Source organism: Pseudoalteromonas sp. PS5, assembly GCF_004103255.1.
GTDB classification, from domain to species: domain Bacteria; phylum Pseudomonadota; class Gammaproteobacteria; order Enterobacterales; family Alteromonadaceae; genus Pseudoalteromonas; species Pseudoalteromonas peptidolytica.
Map to the genome: position 1 here is coordinate 1 of NZ_RCSQ01000081.1, position 22,179 is coordinate 22,179.

Genomic DNA, 22,179 nt, shown 5'->3' on the forward strand with positions numbered 1-22,179 from the left:
TCGAGTCCCGTCCACTCCGCCAGTTTGCATTGTCTCCTCTAAGCAAATTTAATTATTCAAAGTAAAAGTCTCTTCTTATTGAATCTATTCACAACCTAAATAAAAGCTCACCGTATACTAAAATCTATTTTTACGCCTTGTCTGTATGATGTCAAAAGGTGGTATATACCAATTTTTCTTAATACATTGCTCAATGTGAAGATATAAATCCAAGCCTAACAGTGCTAAAAATTTCTTATTTAGAACAAGTAAGTAGCAAACCTTTTGCTTCAACATAGTTCATGTTTCTAAACAAATTAACATAAGTTTTTGGCTGAACCCATATTCACTCCTATGCTTTTGAGCGAGGCCCTATCTCGATTTTTTATGATCTACTTGCGAACCTTACAGATTTAAATATACTGTATATATAAACAGTATTGGTGGGTTATGGCTAATTATCTAGAGCTTCTTGAGCGTAAAAATTTGCTTTGGCGCGGACGTGGTCGAGTATGTAAGCCTGAAGCGGTAAGTACCGGGTTTACCTTGCTTGATAGTGCTTTGCAAGGAGGTTGGCCTAAGCATGGTGTGATAGATATTCAAACAGCTGTTGGTATAGGGGAGCTGCGTCTAATACTGCCTCATTTTACACAAGAAAAGCGCTTAAAGGTGTTAATTAATCCACCGGGTCGAGTGCAGGCTGCTGCAATTAATTACTTATCACTAGACTTAAGTGAGTTTGTAATATTGCAGCCAAAAAGCGATAGCGAAGCATTATGGGCTGCTGAGCAATGTTTAAAAAGTGGAGCATCGAGTGCTGTAGTACTTTGGCAGGATGCGCTTTCTATCGCTGTGGTGAAGCGTTTGCAGTTAGCTGCGCAATCTGGCGATAGTCGGTTATTTGTTTTACATCAAGGGCAATACATGAGTACCTTGCCTTTTTCTCTTTCTTTGGTACTAGAGGCAAAGCCCTGTGCCTTACAGGTGTCGATAAAAAAGCAAAGAGGGTCTTTTTCCCAGCATGCCATTAAGCTGCGTAATACAAACTACTGGCCGGAGCTTGAAAAGCAAACCTTACCGAATATAGATGAGAGTATCACCATGCCTTGTGGATATGATCAGCGGTTAACGAGCTAATTATGTGGATATATCTTTATTTTCCAATGCTGCAGCTGGAGGGAATAAGTAAGCAAGCAACTACAACTGATTTTATCTCGCCTGTTGTTATCATTGATGGGCGCAAGAATCAGGTAGTGCAATTAAACTCTGTTGCAGAGCAAAAAGACATAAAAATTGGCATGGGATTAGGTACGGTCTGCGCATTATGTATGCAGCTTCATGTTTTAGCATATGATAGCCAGCTAGAGCGTCAACAGTTGCTTGAAATTGCAGATGCACTGTACCAAGTTAGCGCTGATTTGGTGATAGAGTCACCTAATGGTATTGCGCTTAAAGTGGATGGCATGTTGTCTTTACACAAAGATTTGAGCTGCTATTGGCTCGTGATTACCGAGCAACTACGTCAATTAGAGGTCAGCTATCACTATGGTGTTGGCGCATCAATAACCATGGCTAAGCTATTAGCGCGGAGCCACAACGATACTTTGCAATTAACCGCCTCACAAACTCGTTATGCGTTGAGTAAAGTGACGTTGCAGCACACGACTCTTGCAGAAAAAGTGATAGATAAGCTGATGCGCACAGGCGTGAAAACGGTAGCGCAGCTGGAACAGTTTACGCTGTCTGAATTAGCAAAACGGTTTGATACTGAGCTGGTGCATTATGTTGGTTGCTTATTTGGTAAGCTAAGAGAAGCTCCCACTTTTTATCATCCTCCTGAGGTATTCGAACTAACAGCCCCTTTACTATATGAAGTGGAAGTGGTTGCGTGGCTAGATAAGCCAATAGGGTATCTATTATCACGTTTATCGATGTTTTTACAAAAACGCAGTCTAGTGACCAGAGCTGTCAACTTTACATTTGTGCTGAGAGACAAAAACGCTTTGGAGGTCACGTTACACAGTGCTGAGCCCGAATATCGAATATCATATTGGCGACGACTGCTAGATCTAAAACTGGAGTCTATTACGCTCGAGGCCCCAGTGCAAAGCGTATCGTTAAAAGTCGATGAACTAGAAACACAACATGCTACGGTGCAGGATTTATTTTCAGCCCAACAAAGTGCGATATCCCAGCAGGGGTTATTATCTATCTTATGTACAAAACTTGGTGATCAAGCTGTGCAGCACCTAAAATTAACGGGAGATCCTCGCCCCGAGAAAGCCAGTACGTATAGTCGTACACCTGATATTAGCAATATTCAAACTCCACCAAGGCCGACTATTTTGTTGTCTGAGCCACGGCCTTTATGTGAAAAAGTCAGAGTCATCTCAGGCCCTGAGCGAATAGTATCCGGATGGTGGGATGGTGAGCCAGTTCAACGTGATTATTTTATTGTGCAAAACCAACAAGACCAGCATTTATGGGTATTTCGCGAGCAAAGTAATCAATGGTATATCCATGGGGTGTTTAGTTAATGTCGTATGCAGAGCTATTTTGCCAGAGTAATTTTTCGTTTTTAACCGGAGCTTCACGACCAGAAGAGCTGGTAAAACAAGCGGACTTTTTAGGTTACAGTGCTATTGCTATTACCGATGAGTGTTCATTAGCGGGTATTGTTCGTGCTCACGCCTATATACAAGAGCATAAGCTCAAGATAAAGCTTATTATAGGGAGCCTATTAAAATACCAGAACATTAAGTTTGTTGCGATTTGTCCAAATCAACTTGCTTATTCTGAACTATGTAGAGTGATTAGCAACGCTCGTAGACGCAGTGAAAAGGGCGCTTATCAACTGAGTGAATGGGATATTATGTCCCTTAAACATGTTTTACTATTGTGGCTACCACAAGGCAATGTCCAAGATACTCAATCAGTACAGTGGCTTTGTAAATATCATCACGACAGAGTATGGATTGCTTATCAGCGCAAATTAGCTGTAGAAGACGACCGTTATTTTGCGCATTGTATCAAACTTGCAAAAGCCTATCATATACCTCTATGTGCAGTTGGTGGGGTATTAATGCACTGTCCATCCAGACTGGCGCTACAGCATACGCTCACCGCTATCCGCTTGAATCGTGTGATCAGTGATATTCCTGAGTTTATGATCAGCAATGCTGAGTTTGCGCTTAGGCCTATTCCCAAGCTCAAAAAGCTATATGCACTTAGCTTACTTGAAGAGAGTGAGCATATTGCTAGGCAATGTGATTTTAATTTATCCAATTTAGCGTATCAATATCCTCAAGAGCTTGTGCCTCAAGGGTTAACACCTATGGCTTACTTACGTTCACTGGTTGAAAAAGGTAAAAAAACTCGTTTTCCAGATGGTGTGCCGCCAGAAATTGCCGCGACAATAGAAAAAGAGTTGGCACTAATTGAAGCGCTAAACTATCCATTTTTCTTTATTACTATTCACGATATTGTGATGTATGCCAAGCAACATGACATCCTGTATCAAGGACGCGGATCAGCGGCAAATTCTGTCGTTTGTTATTGTTTGGAAATTACCGCAGTCGATCCTAGACAAGTGGGCGTGCTATTTGAACGTTTCATCAGTAAAGAGCGCAATGAGCCGCCGGATATTGATGTGGACTTTGAACATCAACGCCGCGAAGAAGTTATTCAGTATATTTACAATAAGTATGGCCGCAAACGGGCTGCGCTTGCTGCAACGGTGATCACATATCGTTTAAAAAGTGCAATGCGTGATGTCGGTAAGGCTCTAGGCATTGAGATGGCGCAAATAGAGTACTTTATTAAGCACTTGAATAGGCGTGATAAAGGGCTTAATTGGCAAGCGCAGTTGGTTGAGCTTGGTTTTGAACCAAGTTCGCTAAAGGGACAGCATTTTATTCAACTTGTAAATGAAATTATTGGTTTTCCAAGGCACTTATCACAGCATGTTGGCGGCTTTGTGATCTCACAAAGCCGCTGCATGAGCTAGTTCCCACAGAAAATGCAGCCATGCCCGAGCGCACGATTATTCAATGGGATAAAGATGACTTAGAAACACTAAAGCTGCTTAAAGTGGATGTACTTGCGTTGGGAATGTTAAGCGCAATACGTAAGTGCTTTGGTTATATAGCTCAACATACAGATAAAAGCTTGGATTTAGCCCAATTAACGCGTATGCAAGACGACCCTTTGGTTTACAAGATGCTGCAAAAAGGCGATAGTATCGGGGTATTCCAAGTGGAGTCACGCGCTCAAATGAGTATGCTACCAAGGCTCAAGCCTGCTTGCTATTATGATTTGGTGATTCAAATTGCAATCGTACGGCCAGGACCTATTCAAGGTGATATGGTTCATCCATTTTTAAAGCGCCGAGAGGGAGAAGAGCAGGTAAGCTATCCATCTGAAGCGGTTAAATCGGTATTAGAGAGAACCATGGGGGTTCCCATCTTCCAAGAACAAGTGATAAAACTGGCTATGGTTGCAGCTGGATTCACGGGAGGAGAAGCAGATAGCCTACGCCGAGCCATGGCGTCATGGAAAAAAACCGGAGAGCTGATGCAGTTTAAAGAAAAGCTCATTCGAGGCATGTTGGAGCGGGGCTATGAAGCACAGTTTGCTGAGCGTATTTTTGAGCAGATCTGTGGCTTTGGTGAGTATGGTTTTCCTGAAAGCCACTCAGCCTCTTTTGCTGTGCTGGCTTATGCCTCTGCATGGTTGAAATACTATTACCCAGCCATGTTTTATACTGCGTTACTTAATAGCTTACCAATGGGGTTTTATTCGGCTTCACAGCTGTTGCAAGATGCCGCTAGACATAATGTGACTATTCTACCTATCTGTATAAACCACTCAGACTATCATCACCTAGTTGTGAAAGCAGATAACACAAACACTTTTGCTATTCGGTTAGGGCTCAGGCTAATAAAGGGCTTAAGTGAGGCTGAGGCGCAGCATATCACACAACAAAGACCTGACAGTGGGTTTCATCGGATCGCACAGTTACAACAAGTTGGTATTGCGAAAAGCACGATTGAAAAGTTGATTTCAGCAGATGCTTTACATCGCTTTGTTGATAGTCGTTATGCCGCGAGGTGGTCTTTGGCAGATCAAAGTAGGGCTTTGCCACTATTTGTTGAACTTGAAGAATCTGCACCCCAATATAATCACTTTCAAACCAGTGAGTTTGAGGAGCTTCGAGAAGATTACAATACCACTAAAGTTTCCCTACGAACCCATCCAGTTAAGCAACTTGAACAAGCTAAATTGATCAGTCGTACGGTGAAAGCAAATGAATTACTTTACCGCACACATAAGTCCTTAGTAACAGTGGTAGGTCTTGTCACTGGAAAGCAATCGCCAGGAACTGCAAAAGGAGTTACTTTTTTTACGTTGGAAGATGAAACGGGCAATATGAATGTAATTGTTTGGTCTGGCACAGCAAGAGCACAAAAACAGGCTTATATGGGAGCCCAACTACTAGAAGTAAAGGGCATACTGGAAAAAGAGGGGGAGGTTGTACATGTGATAGCAGGAAAGTTGATTGATAGAACTGAGTTACTAGAAGCGATGACTATTAAAGCACGCGCTTTTCGATAAGTATCTATTGTTTCAAAAATAAATGTTTTTTGGCTCCCCGCTGTTGGCGTTAGTTTTATTGAGATTACTGTTAATAATCAACTGCTGGTATTGCACCCATTTTTTGGAAGTGGCAATGAGCGTGGATGCAATTAATCTTATCGCTGAAAAGTTAAATGCCTCTTTTAAGGTATAATTATTGCTATCCTTTAATCAATTTGATGGTTGCAGCAATAAAACCTTCTTGTTTGATTATTTGGTACTTTTGGCACGTGTCTGGTTTTTTCAAATCGTGGCATAGGTATAGTGTATTACGCTCAAGCGCGGGCTGAGGGTGTAAATTTGAATCAAATAGCACAGGATCTATCCCTGGTAGCCCAGGCCAATAAACACTGCTTGCAACAAGACCTAATTTTTCATAAGTAATTAACTTTGGCTTTGGAAAAACAATAAATAAAGCGAGTAACACACCAAGTATTATCCACTTTGCTTTGCGTTTTGGTTTTTCCTCATTTAGGCTACTTTGTTGATTTTGAAGTGCTGCTGCTTGTTGCGCTTTCAGTGCAGCTACCTGCTGCGGTGAGGTGCGATGGTTTTGTACCTTGCGCTTTATTGGTTTTTTGGTGCTGGGCTGTACTTGGCCTAAAAGCGATTGTTTTTTTGATGTTTTTGCCATGCTTTAAGTAGCCTTTTAGTTGCAGGTCTCTATAATGCTTCTATGCTAAATATAATAGCCTATTTTTACATTACAGCCTACGGGAAAGGACTATGGATCAAAGTATCTCTATTTTAATTGTTGATGATGTAGGGACAGTTCGCAGTTTTTTACATCAAACCTTGATGCACTTAGGCATTGACCATGTGCGTGAAGCCTCAACAGCAACACAGTGCGTAAAGTCATGTGAAGAGCAGCACTTTGATATTGTCTTCTTGGATATTGAGTTACCAGACGGTGATGGTAAAGAGTTAATTGCGACGCTTAACGAGATTAACCCGAATGTCAATGTGGTTATGGTATCCGCCCACTCAACGGTAGACAATGTAAAAGATGCTATTGAACGTGGCGCAAAAGGGTTTGTTGTAAAGCCATTCTCACCTAAGAAAATCGCAGCTATGTTGAAGAAGTTTTACCCAGATCTAGAATTGGTGTAGTGGTTATACCAAATTCATTCATTGACATAAACACATGTGAATTACAGATATAAAAAAACCGACTAAGCGTCGGTTTTTTCAATCCAGCAACAAATTAAAGTGCTTTAATCTTAGCAACTAAACGACTCTTATGACGAGCAGCTTTGTTTTTGTGGATTAGACCTTTAGTTGCGTAACGGTCTAGGATAGGCGCAGCAACAGCAAATGCTTGAGTTGCAGCTTCTTTATCACCAGCTTCAATTGCAGCGATTACTTTTTTGAAGTATGTACGCATCATTGAACGACGACTTGCGTTGTGCTTACGACGCTTTTCGCTAGTGATAGCGCGTTTTTTTGCAGACTTGATGTTAGCCAAGGTTTGCTCCTAACAATCTTAAAATAAGCTTAATTTAAAGGCCGAGGAATATGCCTGTTTTAATCGCAAAAGTCAATATAAATTAACAAGCGCGGCCTAATGTTCAACACCCAAGACTTGACTTGGGCTATTCTCAATTCTTAACCTGCAAGCAAAAGGCATTGTAAGGTAATGCTTTTTGTCTAACACAGGCAAGTAAACCCGTAATATCCCAAGTTGCACAAAAAATGAAAAGCCGTAGCTTTGCATGGTGCCTTGAAAATCTCAGGTTCGAACCAGAGTAAACAGTTTATATTCCACTAACGTGCAATAGGCTTACTTAGGTTAATGGCGCGTATTGTAGCAAAGCTGACCGAGCGCGCCTAGTGCTAAATGCACAACGACTGTGGCATAATTTGCTGCTAATCGCTGAATTTAGGAGTTAAGGTGATAAAAGGGTTATTTAAATCAGGTATGATTGTCAGCGCGATGACAATGATTTCGCGTGTGCTCGGTCTGGTGCGCGATGCTGTGGTAGCAAATTTACTGGGCGCAGGGTTGGCCGCCGATGTCTTTTTATTCGCCAACCGTATTCCTAACTTTTTACGTAGATTATTTGCTGAAGGAGCCTTTGCTCAAGCATTTGTCCCTGTATTATCAGAAATCAAAGAAAAACATGGCGACGATAAAGTACGGTTATTCGTTGCACAAGCCGCTGGTACCTTGGGAACCGTCTTACTGTGTGTCACTATCTTAGGCGTAATAGGCTCTCCTGTCATTGCTGCATTATTTGGCACAAGCTGGTTTATAGATTGGATGCAAGAGGGAGCCGATGCTGAAAAATTTGTCCTTGCAAGTGCGTTATTAAAACTTACATTTCCTTATCTATTTTTTGTTTCTTTGGTTGCACTAAGTGGCGCAGTATTAAATGTGTATAACCGCTTTGCGGCCGCGGCGTTTACTCCAGTTTTACTTAATATTACCATTATCGCTTGCGCTATTTTCCTTCATGATAAATTTGAGCAAGGCGCGTATGCACTGGCTTTAGGTGTATTTATTGGTGGTATTGTACAGCTACTTTTTCAACTCCCATTTTTGCTAAAGCTTGGTGTCTTAAGCCGTCCGCGGTTTGCTTGGCAAAGTCCTGAGGTGACAAAAGTGAGGACGTAATGATACCTGCATTATTTGGCGTGTCGGTGAGTCAAATTAACTTATTATTAGACACTATGATTGCCTCGTTTTTAGTTACAGGCTCTATTGCATGGCTGTACTATTCGGACAGACTGATTGAGTTCCCACTTGGGCTTTTCGGTGTTGGTATTGCTACCGTTATTTTACCGGCACTTTCTAAGCTGCATGCGGGTGACAAAGGCTCCGACTTTCAAAAAACTCTTGATTGGGGAGTGCGTTTTGTGATCTTTTTGGGGTTGCCTGCCATGCTTGGTTTAATGGTTATAAGCCCACTTATCATCTCGGTTTTATTTGGTCACGGTGAGTTCGTATCGCAAGATGCAGACAACATTAATAAAGTTAGCATGGGGGTCGCAGCATATTCAGTTGGCTTACTTAGCTTTATGTTAATTAAGGTTTTAGCTCCAGGCTTTTATGCAAGGCAGGACATCAAAACACCGGTTCGTATTGGGATTATCGCAATGGCGCTCAATATGGTATTTAATCTGATGTTGGCACCATTTATTGGTTACCTTGGCTTAGCTCTTGCGACTTCTTTATCTGCATCTTGCAACGCGTTTTTGTTATATCGACATTTATCTTGTCAAGGGGTGTATAAGGTAAGTGGGTTCTCATTAACTTTTGCGGCAAAATGCTTTGTATCGGCGGTGGCTATGGCTATCTCTGTATATAGTTTGGCAATACAATTTGATTGGCTAGCATGGGGACTCATAGATCAAATTTTATTACTTTGTGGTTTATTAACGGTCGCGATAGTGAGCTATTTCAGTCTACTATTTATGCTAGGGGTAAGATTCAACACAATCCGTGATGCTTGATTCGCATTTTTAAGCAACTTGGGTATAATCGAGCTCTTTGATATTTGCTGCACAAAGGCACGGCACTATGCAACTAATCCGAGGGATCCATAATATTCGACCACATCACTTTGGTTGTGTGTTGACGATTGGAAACTTTGATGGGGTTCACCTGGGACATGTAGAAGTTTTGAAAGGGCTGATTAGCGATGCAAAACACTACCAACTACCAAGCACTGTGATGTTATTTGAACCACAACCTTTGGAGTTTTTTGCAAAAGATAAAGCGCCGGCAAGATTAACTCGACTGCGTGACAAACTCGTTTTATTGCAAAAATTGGGAATAGAACGGGTGATATGTGTGAACTTTAATCATAAGTTTGCATCACAAGATGCCGAGCAATTTATTAGGGATGTGTTGATAGCTAAGCTCGGTACTCGTGCCTTGACTATTGGCGACGACTTTCGTTTTGGCCGTGAACGAGCCGGAGATTTTTCGATGCTAAAGCGGGTGGGTGAACCACTTGGTATGCACGTTAAGGATACGGCAAGCTTTCGTAAACAAAACTGCCGAGTGAGTAGTACCTTAATCCGTAGCGCACTGGCACAGGGAGACTTAAACCAAGCACATGAAATGCTGGGTCATACTTACGCTATCTCTGGTCGTGTTATCCATGGGTGGAAAAAGGGTAGAGAGCTTGGGTTTCGTACTGCAAATATCGCCTTGAAACGCCAGGTCAGTCCCGTATGTGGGGTATATGCGGTAATTGCAACGGTAAATCAAAAAACACATTATGGTGTAGCTAATGTGGGTACTAAACCAACGTTAAATGGCACTAAAGCCCTCTTAGAGGTGCATCTATTTAATTTTAATGAGACCATCTACGGTCAATTTATGAAGGTGGAGCTGATTGAAAAGCTTCGCGATGAGCAAAAATTCGAAACATTGTCGCAACTAACAGAGCAAATCAGCCGAGATGTTAGTCATGCAAAACAGTGTTTTTCTTTAACGTAGCCGATACGGAAAGTAGGATAAATGAGCGACTACAAACATACTTTAAATCTACCGGAAACTGAGTTTCCGATGCGTGGTAATTTGGCGCAACGCGAACCAAAGATGCTGAAAAAATGGTATGAAGAAGACTTATACGGTCAAATTCGCATTGCGAAAAAAGGTAAAAAGCCATTTATTTTGCATGACGGTCCTCCGTATGCAAATGGTAATATTCACCTAGGTCACTCAGTAAATAAAATCCTAAAAGATATTATTATTAAGTCAAAAACGCTTTCAGATTTTGACGCACCCTACGTGCCAGGTTGGGACTGTCATGGTCTACCCATTGAGCTACAAGTTGAAAAGAAAGTTGGCAAGCCAGGCAAAAAAGTATCAGTTGCTGAGTTTCGCGAAAAATGCCGTGACTATGCTAAAAAGCAAGTTGAAGGTCAAAAGGTAGACTTTAAGCGTCTTGGTGTTTTGGGTGACTGGGACAAACCATACTTAACCATGAATTTTGATTTTGAAGCCAATGCTATTCGTGTACTTGGTCGTATTATCAAAAATGGCCACCTACACAAAGGTGCAAAACCAGTTCATTGGTGTACAGACTGTGGCTCGGCACTTGCTGAAGCGGAAGTTGAATATCAAGATAAGCAATCTCCAGCTATCGACGTAAAATTTGTATTTGCAGACCAAGCAGCAATTGTCGACGTGTTTAGCTTGACCGATGGCCATGAGGGCAAAGGCGAAGTAAGTACTGCAATCTGGACTACAACACCTTGGACATTGCCTGCAAACCGCGCTGTAGCGGTACATGGTGCACTAGAATATGCGTTGGTACAAATCGAAGATGAAGGTCAAGAGCAGCGAATTGTACTTGGCTCTGAATTAGTCAAAGATGCAGTAGACCGTTTTGGCTTTAAGCACTTCCATGTATTAGGGTATGCAAAAGGCGCAGCACTTGAAAATCTTCGTGTTGTACACCCATTCTTGGACTTTGATGTTCCAGTGATTTTAGGTGAGCACGTAACAACAGATTCAGGTACTGGTATTGTTCATACGGCACCTGGTCACGGTCAAGAAGACTTTGTAGCAGGTCAGGCTTATGGCCTTGAAGTTGCAAACCCTGTTGGTGCAAATGGTGTTTATCTACCGGACACGCCAATTTTTGCAGGTCAGCACGTGTTTAAAGCGAATGACAGCATTATCGAACTGTTGAACGAAAAAGGTGTGCTGTTCCGCCATAAGGCACTGACGCATAGCTACCCGCATTGCTGGCGCCACAAGACTCCTATTATTTTCCGTGCGACGCCGCAGTGGTTTGTGAGTATGGATCAAGCGAACTTACGCACAGATTCACTGAATGAAATCAAAAAGACCGAATGGTTACCAGAGTGGGGTGAAAGCCGCATTGCAAACATGGTTGAAGGTCGCCCAGATTGGTGTATTTCTCGTCAACGTACTTGGGGTGTACCAATCGCGCTATTTGTTGACAAAGACACAGGTAGCCTGCACCCAGATACAGAAAGCTTAATTGAAGCCGTTGCCAAGTTAGTAGATGAGAAAGGTATTCAGGCTTGGTATGACCTTGAGCCGACAACTTTACTGAGCGATGCAGATGCGCAGCAATACGTTAAAGTACAAGATACACTCGATGTTTGGTTTGATTCTGGTGTAACACACGCTTGTGTAGTAGATGCCCGCGAGGAGTTAAGCGGTCCTGCTGATCTGTATCTAGAAGGTTCTGACCAACACCGTGGCTGGTTTATGTCATCAATGATGACTTCTGTTGCTATCAACGGTCATGCGCCATATAAGCAAGTGCTAACGCATGGCTTTACGGTAGACGAAAAAGGTCACAAGATGTCTAAGTCATTGGGCAATGTGATTTCACCGCAAGATATTATGAATAAACTGGGAGCAGATATTCTGCGCCTGTGGGTTGCGTCAACAGATTATACTGCTGAGATGACGGTATCTGACGAAATTTTTAAGCGCTCAGCGGATCGTTATCGCCGTATTCGTAATACAAGTCGTTATTTGCTTGCTAACCTAAGCGGTTTTGATCCAAAAACTGACTTAGTAGCGATAGAAGATATGGTTGAGCTAGACCGCTGGATTGTAGCGCGTGCAGCACAACTACAAACTGAGATCAAAGCAGCCTATGACAAGTATCAGATGTTGCAAGTTACACAAAAGCTTATGAACTTCTGTACTGGTGAGCTTGGCTCTTTCTATCTTGACGTAATTAAAGATCGTCAATACACCGCGAAAAGTGATAGCCACGCTCGTCGTTCTTGTCAGTCAGCGCTTTATCATATCGCTGAGGCGATGACACGTTGGATGGCGCCGATCATGAGCTTTACCGCACAAGAAATCTGGGAAGTTTTACCGGGTGAACGTGGAAAGTTCGTATTTACTGATACTTGGTATGATGCAATTGAAGGTGCAACAGAAGGGTCACTAAATAACGAATACTGGCAGAACTTACTGGCAGTACGTGACGAAGTGAACCGTGTACTTGAAAATGCGCGTAAAGAAGAAGTTATTGGTGCGACTTTACAAGCTGAAGTAACGCTGTACACGGGTGGTGATTTAGCTGAGCAATTAAATGCTATCGGTGATGAACTGCGCTTTGTACTATTGACTTCAAAAGCAGTGGTAGAGGTGGTGAATAGCCAGCCTGAACATGCTATCTCAACAGAAATAGATGGTTTGTTTATCAGCGTTACTGCAACAGAAGCTAAAAAGTGTGACCGTTGTTGGCATTATACTGATGATGTCGGTAGTGACTCACAATACCCTGATATTTGTGGTCGCTGTATCAGTAATGTTGAAGGTGATGGCGAGCAACGCCAATTTGCCTAGGAGTCAAATGTGACACAAACTACACAGAAAAGTGGTCTAGTGTGGTTGTGGCTTAGTCTACTGCTTTTTGCAGTAGACTACTTCACCAAAGCACTGGTAATGACCGAAATGGATCTCTATGAGTCCATCGATATCCTACCTATCTTCAATTTAACCTATATGCACAATTATGGGGCTGCATTTAGCTTTTTAAGTGATGCGGGTGGTTGGCAGCGCTATTTTTTAAGTGGTATTGCTATTGCCATTAGTACGTTATTAGTATTTTGGCTGCGCAAACTTCCGGCTTCGAATTGGCAGTTAGGTCTTGCATATTCACTCGTACTCGGAGGGGCAGTTGGCAATTTATACGACCGGATCATCCACGGGTATGTGATCGACTTTTTGCACTTTTATTATCAGGATTGGCATTATCCGGCATTTAATGTTGCGGACATGGCAATTGTTGGTGGTGCAGCACTGCTTATTTTTGATGCCTTTACCAGTGGCGATAAACCACAGGAGAAACAATCGTGAATGAACAAGTGATTGGAGCAAAATCAGAGGTTTTGTTTCACTTCTCAATAAAGTTAGAAGATGGTTCAGCGGCCGACTCGACTAAGGTCCATAACAAACCAGCCAAGCTTTTTATGGGCGATGGCAGCTTAACTGAAAACTTCGAAAAATGCTTACTGGGACTAAAAGCAGGCGATGAAAAGTCGTTTGAGCTTGAGCCAGAAGATGCGTTTGGGCAACCAAACCCTGACAATATTTACTACGTTGATAGAAGTAAATTTGGTGCAGATACACCGGCTCAGGTTGGTAGTATTATTGCCTTTACTCAACCTGATGGTACTGATCTACCTGGGTTGATCCGAGAAGTTGCTGGTGATTCGGTAACGGTGGATTTCAACCACCCGCTTGCGGGTCAAAAAGTGACATTTGAAGTTGAAATCCTAGAGGTAAGCAATTAATGGAAATCTTGCTCGCAAACCCAAGAGGATTTTGTGCTGGCGTTGATAGAGCCATCAGTATTGTTGAGCGTGCGCTCGACATTTTTACTGCGCCCATCTACGTCCGTCATGAAGTTGTGCACAACAAGTACGTGGTGGATGGTTTAAAATCTCGTGGAGCCGTGTTTGTTGAAGAGCTGGATGAGGTACCCGATGACAGTATCGTCATTTTTAGTGCACACGGTGTTTCTCAGCAAGTCCGTAACGAAGCAAAGCGCAGAGAGCTGAAAGTGTTTGACGCTACTTGCCCGTTAGTGACCAAAGTGCATATGGAAGTAACTCGCGCTAGTCGAAGAGGCACTGAATGTGTGCTGATTGGACATCATGGTCACCCTGAAGTTGAGGGGACGATGGGGCAATATGACAACCCTAATGGTGGTATCTATCTTGTTGAGACACCCGAAGACGTAGCGGTGCTTGAAGTTAAAGATGCCAATAACGTGTTTTATTGTAGCCAAACGACACTCTCTGTCGATGATACAGCTGACGTTATAGACGCTCTGCGAGAGAAGTTCCCAAACATAAGTGGCCCGCGTAAAGATGACATTTGTTATGCGACCCAGAATCGTCAAGATGCGGTACGTGACTTGGCAGACAAAGTTGATTTACTTCTTGTTGTTGGTGCTAAAAACAGCTCAAACTCGAATCGCTTGAGAGAGTTGTCGGATAAAATGGGCACTAAATCTTTTTTGATTGACGACGCCTCTTCCATCGATGAGTCATGGTTATCAAATGTCGAAAAAGTTGGTGTGACAGCAGGAGCATCGGCACCTGAAGTATTAGTACAGCAAGTTATAACTCGGCTTCAGGAACTTGGCGGTAAAACCGTTGTTGAAAATCCAGGGCAAGAAGAAAATGTTGTCTTTGCAGTTCCTGTCGAGCTGAGATAGCAGGATAGGGCGATGACACCGAGAATTAGGTTGTTGTCAGCACTATTATCAGAACGAGGCATACTGGCTTTACTAGTTGCCTCGCAGCTCTTTGCTTTTTTATACTCTTTGATCATTTCAGGACCATTTTGGCAGAGTTTGGGTCTTGTTAGCTTATTTATTCACTTCACGAGCTTTTTATCTCTTACTATCTTAGTAGTGATACGTCGCTTCGTAGAAACTCGCTCTGATCTTGTTGAAGCAGGCATACTTATCTTAGTGTTTGTGATGGCAACGGCGCTCACCAGTTGGTTCTTTCCTTACTTATTTACGCTACTTGGATGGATTGATGAAGCCAAAGTTGAGATCAACCTTTGGCGGAACATTGCAATGTGTTTGTGCATTATGACTATCTTTGCTCACTTTCTCGCAATTTTTACAGACAACATCCGCAAGGTAGAAGCATTATCTCGGGCTGAACTAGAAGCATTGCAGGCAAGGATCCGACCGCACTTTCTATATAATACGTTAAATACGGTTGCTGAGTTGATACATCTGGATCCGAGCAATGCAGAAAAATCAGCGCTAGCACTAGCTGATTTATCCCGTGCAGCGATGTCAACCCAAAGTGTTGTACGTTTAGACGATGAAATTCAAATGTGTAAAGCGTATCTGGATCTAGAACGCTGGCGGTTTGCTGAGCGCTTGAGGGATGACTGGATACTAGAAAATATCATAGGAGATGAGCGTATCCCTGCACTAATTTTGCAGCCGCTCGTAGAAAATGCAGTAAGCCATGCTGTTGAGCCAAACCCCATTGGTGCAGATATTAAAATTTCTATCCATCGAGCTGGGCGCATATTGACGATAGTGATTGCCAACTCCTACAATCCAACATTACAACCTACTCACCAAGGTCATGGCATTGGTCTGAGTAATATCCAGCGTCGTTTGGCGCTATATTATGAACCGTCTGTTGATTTTGAGGTTAATGCCAGTGAAGATAGCTTTACCGTTTCTATTTGTATACCGTTATGAATACGTTAATACCTTACCTCATTGTGGATGATGAACCACTCGCAAGAGCTCGCATTAGACGATTGATGGACAAACAGTTGCGATTTGTCTGTGTGGGTGAAGCGAATAACTCAGCAAGTGCTAGACCAGTACTTGATGAAACGGCGGTCACACTTATTTTTTTAGATATTTCTATGCCAGGAGAGTCCGGTCTGACGTTTGCCACTGAACTTAGACAGCGGTTTCCTCGGATAAAAATTGTTTTTTTAACAGCACACCCAGAATATGCACTTGAGGCATTTGATTTGCATGCTAATGGCTATTTGGTGAAACCGCTGCGCGAAGATAAGTTGATGGCTTTATTGATGACTATTTTCCCAGAAGTAGAAACGATTAGCTATCATGTCGGAAATGAGCTTCGTCATGTGCAATTAGCCGATGTGCTTGTGGCACAAGCAGATGATAAATATACTCGTATTACGTTAAAGTCAGGGACAGATGCACTTGTCGATATATCACTCAAAGCATTGATGGATAAATTCCCCACACACTTTGTACAAATCCACCGAAGCACGCTTGTCAATCGTAATGATATCGCTGTATTGGAGTCGCAGGGACACAAGCACTTTGTTGGTTTAAAGTCGTTATCTGCACGATACGAAGTGAGTCGAAGAGCTTATTCCCAATTAAAAGCGCTACTGTAATAAACCGTTCATCGGCTAAATAAACCTTTCAGACCATTTCACGTTGAGTTTCAGATCCTCCTGTTTACACTGAACCTAGGATAATAATATTCTGGTTCCACTATGAGGATAAAATACAGGCAGCAAGGCTTCACTCTGTTAGAAGTGCTCATTGCCTTTATGATTCTGAGCTTTGGGTTATTAGGCGCGGTGGCGCTGCAAGCAAAAGCAAAACAAGCAAGCTTTGACTCAATGCAAAGAGCGGCGGCAGTTGAGTTGGCCAGTGACATTATGCACCGTATTCGTAGTAACGATGCAACGAATATCGCTACTTTATACAATGTTGATTTTAATAGTACTGAGGCGGTACAAGACACAACGGCATGTTATAACAACTTTTGTAATGCCGCAGCCATTGCACAGACGGATATTGCGAATTGGCGTCGAGCGATTAGAGCGCGAGAAAACACAGGCGCATTGGATAATGCAGTTGTATGTATTAATCCAACGACAGGGGCGGACGCCTCGGGGATCAATGTACAGGTTATCGTAACATGGCGCGGTCGCCAAGCGATGACAGCGCTAGAGAATAACCCCGCAGGTGATTGTGGTGTGGCTGACGATAGGCGCAGGGCGGTTGTAATGCAGACATTTGTACTCATTAGGAGTGAGCCGTGAGAAAAATACTTGGCTTTACTTTGCTAGAAATCATGATAGCTATGTTTATTGGTGCCATGCTTTTAGGTGGCGTTATTTCCACCTATGTTGGAATGAAAGCCACGACAAGCGATACCATGCAAATCGGAGAGCTTCAGGAAAAAGGGCGTTTAGCGTTGTCAATTATGCGTCGTGATATTGAACAAGTTGGTTTTTGGGGCACGTTTTACGACAAAGGGTTTACACTGGATAACCAAAGTGCGCCAGCAAACCCTGGTAATGACTGTTCTGGTGGGATTAACAATGGCAGTTTTCCGAACAACCAACCAGCTAACTTTAGACCAATTTGGGCCACATTTACGACTAATGCTACAGCGCTCGGCTGTGTCACATCTGCAAGACCGCAATCAGAAGTACTACAAGTAAAATTTCTGGAAGGAAACCCGGTCACAACAGTAGGGCTTGTCCCTGACATGGCGGCGATCCGAGACACAAGGTATTACTTTATTGCTCAGCAAGAGCAAGCTGAATTTATTGCTGGGGGTAATATCGCTAATATGCCAAGTGTCAACGCGACGTTATGGCCATACAGTCACCACGTTTATTATGTCAGTGAAGAACAGCAAGTGATCAATAATCGCACCCTTACCATTCCGGTGTTAAGGCGACAACGTTTGCTCGTCAATGGCGGAATGAGTGATGAGTTGGTCATTGAGGGGGTTGAACAAATCCGCTTTGTTTTCGGACTCGATACTGACTATGACGGTCGCGTTGATAGGTATCGACACACAGCCAATATGTCTGAAACCGATTGGGAAGGCACCCGCGGTATTTTGTCGTTACAGCTTTTTGTATTGGTTAGGGTATTGCAACCAGATCCTGACTTTGGCGTACAGGCACGAACATACACTTTAGGAAATGACCCAAATAGACGTGAGCTGACCTACACCGACGCTATTCGTCGCACCGTATTCTCAACCACTATTTCAATGTACAACATGGGAGGCTCATCGTGGGAAATGTAAGACAGCGAGGAGTAGTTTTGATCATGGCCATGGTAATGGTTGTGGCTGTGATGGCGATAGCGGTGACACTGATGAGCACCAGTACACTGGATATTAAAATGACACATGCGGTGATGGAGCGAGAAGAAGCTGAAAGCCTGTTATTTGGTGAAATGCAGCGTCTGATCAGGCAAGAACAAAGGGCGGCAGACAACGTCTTTTTACGTTCACGGCAGCAGCTCGCTGATGATGGTGCAACAGTACAGACTCCTGGCGGTCTTCAAGCTACGGTGACGAATTTAAATAATGGTGAGCTGGAACTATTTTGCCCACGCCAATTTGATTATACCGCAGGCTTTGTTTGCAACATGACAGAGGTAGAGGCCACAGTGGAGTATGGTGATAAGGGTCGTCACAATGTCACAATTGTGATGGGAATCGGCCAAGAAATTGTCAGTGTTTCTAACTAGTATTTCTCGAGTACAGACTATGAATAAGCTCTTTTATGTTATTACCGTTATAGCAATAGTGCTACAGACTGCAAAAGCGGAAGATATAGAACTTTATGTTAAACACAATGTGTCAACTCGGGAGCAGCCGAGAGTTTTGATGCTTTTTGATACCTCAGGCAGTATGGCTTGGGATTCACAAAATGGTAAAACCTGCTATGAACGCTACTCCTACAGGTATCGAGGACGCTGGCGGTATGGCTATCGAGAGGCCGAGTGCTTTAACGGTAGTAATTGCTACCAAGCTAACCAATATAACCAAGCTGTTCAAGGTTGTGCCGATAGCCGTTTAAAGGTTGCTAAAGACGCCATGCGTAACTTAGTAACTAAGAATGATGACATTCAATTTGGCTTATCTCGTCTGTATTCATCAAGTGGTGGATATATTTTAAATGGCATTGGCAGCAGCCAGTCTGATATTGTAGATAAAATAAACGCCTTGCCAGCATCGGGGTCAACTCCGCTATCAGAAACGCTGTGGGAGCTTTATAACTACTTAAAAGGCGGAGATGTATATTGGGGAGAGAATGGTGGCTATGACCGAGATAGAAGTATTGAAAGTGGTGGTGATTACATTTCTGCATTTAAGCGTCAGCCTGGTGCAGAAGAGCGCTGTGATACATCTGTAAATTTGATCTTGATGACAGATGGCGATCCAACTAGTGATACCGACTCGAATAATAGCATAGTCAATGAGTATTATTCTGTGTATGGCGCATATCCGGATTATTTTGATGTAAATGCAGGCTCTGGCGTTACCAGAAACTACTTACCAGCATTAGCAAAAGCCATGCGTGGTACTTCGCAGGTAAAGGTTGACTTATATCCGACTACCCCAGATGAACATGATTTTGCACGTGTATTTACCATTGGATTTGGTAATGGGATGTCAGAGCTAGGTAAGGATTTACTTGCTGAAACCGCAGAGCAGGGCGGTGGACAATACCTACATGCTAATAGCGCAAATGAGTTATCAGACGTACTAAAAACTACCATCACCAACATTCGTAACATTAGCGCTAGCTTCAGCTCGCCAACCGTTTCTGCTAATGCAGAAGATCAAACGCAAACTGGTGATGCGCTTTATTATACTTTGTTCAAGCCTGAAACTCATACACGCTGGCGTGGTAACTTAAAAAAGCTAAAGTTCGAGAATAAGAAGATAATTGGCCAAGAGAAAACGTCAGCAATTGACAGCAAAGGAGCCATTTCAACTAACGTTACAACCTACTGGTCTGAACCAGGCTCAAAAGATGGTAACAATATAGAAAAAGGCGGAGTAAATTACGCGCTTCAAAATCAGATCAGCAGAAAAGTACTATCTGATTTTGGTGGCAGTGCACTGGTTAGTTTTACCTATACTAATGGTAAAAATACCTACGGAGATCATGCTAGTTTAGCTTCAGCTATGGAGATGAGTGGGGCAAGTGAGGGCCAATTACAAGAAGTTTTTGATTGGGCGATGGGTCAAGATGTTGACGATGATGATGGCGACAGTAACCGCTCAGAAAGAAGAGCGGATATTTTCGCCGATCCACTTCACTCAAAGCCTGCTACGGTTGACTATGGTAATGGAGACGTCCGTATTCTCGTCGGTACGAATGCTGGTATGCTGCATATGTTTAAAGACAGTGGTAATAGTGTTAGTGAGAGCTGGGCGTTTATTCCTGGAGAGCTGCTGCCAGTCTTAAACTCAGTTAAGACACAAAAACCAGAAACAAAAATTTATGGGGTCGATGGTCCAATTACGACTTATTTTCATGACCTAAATAAGAACCACAAAGTAGATAATGGTGATAAAGTCTGGGCGTTTGTTGGTTTGCGACGCGGCGGGAATGAGTATTATGGCTTTGATATTACCGACCCTGATTCGCCTAAATTATTGTGGGGTGGGCCTATTTCTGGTGACAAGACCAAGTTTAATCACCTAGGGCAAACGTGGTCGAAGCCGGTTGTTTCTTTTATTGAAAAACAAAAAGAAAGGCCTGTATTAATATTCGCCGCGGGTTATAACACGAATAAAGATAATGTCTCGAGATCAGAAGATAAAGACAATAAGGGCGTAGGGCTTTACATGGTTGATATTATGTCTAGCAATGCTGATATTGTTTGGTCACTAACAGGTGATGCTTTTAAAGGAAAGCATAGTATCGTAGCGGAGCCAACACTGACTGACTCTGATTATGATGGCTTTGTTGACAGAATATATTTGGCCGACACCGCAGGTAGTATTTGGAGAATTGATATTCCTGGTCCAAATCCCAATGATAGCGACGAGCCTTGGACACACTTTGAGCTTGCCCGTTTAGGCAGCTCCGCAGCTGATCAAGATAGGCGTTTTTTCTATCGCCCGACTGTGGCAAGGACATTCTATAGCCAAGTCACAAAGACAGTGAACAGAGACAATGTTAATGATACTCGAATCGATAGGAAAGACACGCCATTTGACGCTATTGTCATTGGTAGTGGCAACCGTTCCAAACCAACAGATTCAAGTGTGACTGACTATTTATTTATGATCCGAGATATACACACCAAAACACAGTCGTTCGTTAATGATATTCCCGAACCCATTGTGGTTGAAGAGTTAATGGAAATGAAAAACGACCCATTTGGTAATGCTGTTAGCGATCTAAATACATTTATCAACCTAGAGGTAGAGCTTAGTAAATTTAAAGGTTGGAAATATCAGCTATCCGGCGGCGAAAAGTCCTTAGCTGCGACAACAGTTATTGGTGGAGTTGCATATTATACTTCCTTTACGCCAGCTGATCAGACAACACAACAGTGCACATTGACAGGTGGTAAAGGACAGCTTTATATGTTTCATCTTCATTATGGAACAGGTAAAACCTATATTACATCACAAGACTTACCTGATACACCGACCATGATCGTGAGAGAAAACGTGGTTTATATCCCAGGTCCTGGTATTGAAGCCGGTCCTGATGCAAGTACGCCATTTGCGCCACCAAGTATTCCGAGTGAGCCGGTTCCTGTCGTCGGAGAAAATGGTTTAATCGAAATTTTTAAAAGTAAAAGTACAGGAATAAGAACTAGGCAGCTTTACATCTATAAACGGGAAGAAAGTGATGAGAAAAATTAACGGGCTACCTCATAATCGTCGGGGCTTTACGTTAATCGAAGTCATGATAGTGGTGGTAATAATTAGCATCATGTCAGCTATAGCGTACCCTAATTATACTGACTACGTCAGACGAGGTGCACGTGCTGAGGCGATGGCTGTGTTGCTCGATGCAGCAAATAAGCAAGAACAGTTTTTTGTTGATAATCGTCGCTACTCCAATGATTTAGGTGCAATAGGAGTACCTCGGGAAACAGGTAATGGTTACTTTGTTATTACCTTACAAAATGTCACTGTAGATACGTTCAGGGTTGTTGCAACTGCAACTGCGGGCCCAGTAAGAGGAGACCAAGAATGTCCAGCACTAACAATTGACGAGCTTGGTGTGCGTGGCGTAGCTGGCGTAGTAGGGCAAGCCCAAATTGATCGTTGTTGGGAGCGATAAGCACACATCAT

The 22,179-nt window shown here is 42.8% G+C and carries 17 protein-coding genes and 2 pseudogenes; 17 read left to right on the forward strand and 2 right to left on the reverse strand.

Features of this window, described 5'->3' with window-relative positions; translation table 11 throughout:
• Nucleotides 1-429: 429 nt before the first annotated feature.
• The 3 genes and pseudogenes from imuA to D9603_RS11215 all read left to right on the forward strand — a co-directional run bounded on the left by imuA (nucleotide 430) and on the right by D9603_RS11215 (nucleotide 5,592).
• On the forward strand, nucleotides 430-1,116 hold the full coding sequence (gene imuA / locus D9603_RS11205; protein ID WP_128731370.1) for a translesion DNA synthesis-associated protein ImuA: 687 nt from the start codon (nucleotides 430-432) through the stop codon (nucleotides 1,114-1,116).
• 2 nt (nucleotides 1,117-1,118) lie between these two features.
• Nucleotides 1,119-2,516: a DNA polymerase Y family protein gene (locus tag D9603_RS11210; protein ID WP_128731371.1), complete on the forward strand. Its 1,398-nt coding sequence runs from the start codon at nucleotides 1,119-1,121 to the stop codon at nucleotides 2,514-2,516.
• Nucleotides 2,516-5,592 (forward strand): annotated as a pseudogene (locus tag D9603_RS11215) (error-prone DNA polymerase). Before D9603_RS11210 ends, D9603_RS11215 begins: the two are co-directional and overlap by 1 nt.
• Before the next feature lie 181 nt (nucleotides 5,593-5,773).
• Here D9603_RS11215 and D9603_RS11220 read toward each other — a convergent pair.
• Nucleotides 5,774-6,247 carry a hypothetical protein gene (locus D9603_RS11220; protein ID WP_128731372.1) on the reverse strand — a complete coding sequence of 158 codons (474 nt, stop codon included), beginning with the start codon at nucleotides 6,245-6,247 and terminating at the stop codon, nucleotides 5,774-5,776.
• A 92-nt stretch (nucleotides 6,248-6,339) separates the two neighbouring features.
• On the opposite strand from D9603_RS11220, the gene D9603_RS11225 reads away from it, so the two are divergent.
• Nucleotides 6,340-6,723, forward strand: a complete 384-nt coding sequence (locus tag D9603_RS11225; RefSeq protein ID WP_125254259.1) for a response regulator — start codon at nucleotides 6,340-6,342, stop codon at nucleotides 6,721-6,723.
• A 94-nt stretch (nucleotides 6,724-6,817) separates the two neighbouring features.
• On the opposite strand, the gene rpsT is transcribed toward D9603_RS11225, so the two are convergent.
• On the reverse strand, nucleotides 6,818-7,078 hold the full coding sequence (gene rpsT, locus D9603_RS11230; protein ID WP_010370978.1) for a 30S ribosomal protein S20: 261 nt from the start codon (nucleotides 7,076-7,078) through the stop codon (nucleotides 6,818-6,820).
• Nucleotides 7,079-7,504: 426 nt separating this feature from the next.
• Here rpsT and murJ point away from each other — a divergent pair.
• From murJ to D9603_RS11295, 13 genes and pseudogenes are all read left to right on the forward strand, one after another.
• Nucleotides 7,505-9,066: pseudogene (gene murJ / locus D9603_RS11235) on the forward strand (murein biosynthesis integral membrane protein MurJ).
• A gap of 67 nt (nucleotides 9,067-9,133) precedes the next feature.
• Nucleotides 9,134-10,060, forward strand: coding sequence for a bifunctional riboflavin kinase/FAD synthetase (gene ribF / locus D9603_RS11240; protein WP_128731373.1), 927 nt, complete (start codon nucleotides 9,134-9,136; stop codon nucleotides 10,058-10,060).
• A 21-nt stretch (nucleotides 10,061-10,081) separates the two neighbouring features.
• Nucleotides 10,082-12,910: an isoleucine--tRNA ligase gene (gene ileS, locus D9603_RS11245; RefSeq protein ID WP_128731374.1), complete on the forward strand. Its 2,829-nt coding sequence runs from the start codon at nucleotides 10,082-10,084 to the stop codon at nucleotides 12,908-12,910.
• A gap of 9 nt (nucleotides 12,911-12,919) precedes the next feature.
• On the forward strand, nucleotides 12,920-13,423 hold the full coding sequence (gene lspA, locus D9603_RS11250; protein ID WP_128731375.1) for a signal peptidase II: 504 nt from the start codon (nucleotides 12,920-12,922) through the stop codon (nucleotides 13,421-13,423).
• Nucleotides 13,420-13,860 (forward strand): FKBP-type peptidyl-prolyl cis-trans isomerase, encoded by a 441-nt coding sequence (gene fkpB / locus D9603_RS11255; RefSeq protein ID WP_125254255.1) that lies wholly within the window; start codon nucleotides 13,420-13,422, stop codon nucleotides 13,858-13,860. The genes lspA and fkpB overlap by 4 nt, the downstream gene beginning before the upstream one ends.
• Nucleotides 13,860-14,789: a 4-hydroxy-3-methylbut-2-enyl diphosphate reductase gene (gene ispH, locus D9603_RS11260; protein ID WP_128731376.1), complete on the forward strand. Its 930-nt coding sequence runs from the start codon at nucleotides 13,860-13,862 to the stop codon at nucleotides 14,787-14,789. Before fkpB ends, ispH begins: the two co-directional genes overlap by 1 nt.
• A gap of 12 nt (nucleotides 14,790-14,801) precedes the next feature.
• Complete coding sequence (locus tag D9603_RS11265; RefSeq protein ID WP_128731377.1) at nucleotides 14,802-15,806, forward strand: histidine kinase; 1,005 nt, start codon at nucleotides 14,802-14,804, stop codon at nucleotides 15,804-15,806.
• Nucleotides 15,803-16,489 (forward strand): LytTR family DNA-binding domain-containing protein, encoded by a 687-nt coding sequence (locus D9603_RS11270; protein ID WP_128731378.1) that lies wholly within the window; start codon nucleotides 15,803-15,805, stop codon nucleotides 16,487-16,489. Before D9603_RS11265 ends, D9603_RS11270 begins: the two co-directional genes overlap by 4 nt.
• Before the next feature lie 102 nt (nucleotides 16,490-16,591).
• The gene (pilV, locus tag D9603_RS11275) at nucleotides 16,592-17,146 is read left to right on the forward strand and encodes a type IV pilus modification protein PilV (RefSeq protein WP_128731379.1); all 555 of its coding nucleotides are present in this window, start codon (nucleotides 16,592-16,594) and stop codon (nucleotides 17,144-17,146) included.
• Nucleotides 17,143-18,150: a PilW family protein gene (locus tag D9603_RS11280; RefSeq protein ID WP_128731380.1), complete on the forward strand. Its 1,008-nt coding sequence runs from the start codon at nucleotides 17,143-17,145 to the stop codon at nucleotides 18,148-18,150. Before pilV ends, D9603_RS11280 begins: the two co-directional genes overlap by 4 nt.
• A complete protein-coding gene (locus D9603_RS11285; RefSeq protein WP_128731381.1) occupies nucleotides 18,138-18,599 on the forward strand; it encodes a pilus assembly protein PilX in 462 nt (153 codons plus the stop codon). The genes D9603_RS11280 and D9603_RS11285 overlap by 13 nt, the downstream gene beginning before the upstream one ends.
• Nucleotides 18,600-18,618: 19 nt before the next feature.
• Nucleotides 18,619-21,744: a PilC/PilY family type IV pilus protein gene (locus D9603_RS11290; RefSeq protein ID WP_194086967.1), complete on the forward strand. Its 3,126-nt coding sequence runs from the start codon at nucleotides 18,619-18,621 to the stop codon at nucleotides 21,742-21,744.
• Entirely contained in the window at nucleotides 21,731-22,168 is a 438-nt protein-coding gene (locus tag D9603_RS11295) for a type IV pilin protein (RefSeq protein WP_128731383.1), read from the forward strand. The genes D9603_RS11290 and D9603_RS11295 overlap by 14 nt, the downstream gene beginning before the upstream one ends.
• The last annotated feature ends 11 nt before the right edge of the window (nucleotides 22,169-22,179 follow it).

Bases quoted from the DNA above. Each gene is read 5' to 3' on its own strand.
- ribF (WP_128731373.1), top strand. From the start codon at position 9,134: ATGCAACTAATCCGAGGGATCCATAATATTCGACCACATCACTTTGGT.
- pilV (WP_128731379.1), top strand. From the start codon at position 16,592: ATGAGGATAAAATACAGGCAGCAAGGCTTCACTCTGTTAGAAGTGCTC.
- imuA (WP_128731370.1), top strand. From the start codon at position 430: ATGGCTAATTATCTAGAGCTTCTTGAGCGTAAAAATTTGCTTTGGCGC.
- D9603_RS11210 (WP_128731371.1), top strand. From the start codon at position 1,119: ATGTGGATATATCTTTATTTTCCAATGCTGCAGCTGGAGGGAATAAGT.
- D9603_RS11270 (WP_128731378.1), top strand. From the start codon at position 15,803: ATGAATACGTTAATACCTTACCTCATTGTGGATGATGAACCACTCGCA.
- D9603_RS11265 (WP_128731377.1), top strand. From the start codon at position 14,802: ATGACACCGAGAATTAGGTTGTTGTCAGCACTATTATCAGAACGAGGC.
- D9603_RS11220 (WP_128731372.1), bottom strand. From the start codon at position 6,247: ATGGCAAAAACATCAAAAAAACAATCGCTTTTAGGCCAAGTACAGCCC.
- D9603_RS11295 (WP_128731383.1), top strand. From the start codon at position 21,731: ATGAGAAAAATTAACGGGCTACCTCATAATCGTCGGGGCTTTACGTTA.
- D9603_RS11290 (WP_194086967.1), top strand. From the start codon at position 18,619: ATGAATAAGCTCTTTTATGTTATTACCGTTATAGCAATAGTGCTACAG.
- D9603_RS11225 (WP_125254259.1), top strand. From the start codon at position 6,340: ATGGATCAAAGTATCTCTATTTTAATTGTTGATGATGTAGGGACAGTT.
- ispH (WP_128731376.1), top strand. From the start codon at position 13,860: ATGGAAATCTTGCTCGCAAACCCAAGAGGATTTTGTGCTGGCGTTGAT.
- ileS (WP_128731374.1), top strand. From the start codon at position 10,082: ATGAGCGACTACAAACATACTTTAAATCTACCGGAAACTGAGTTTCCG.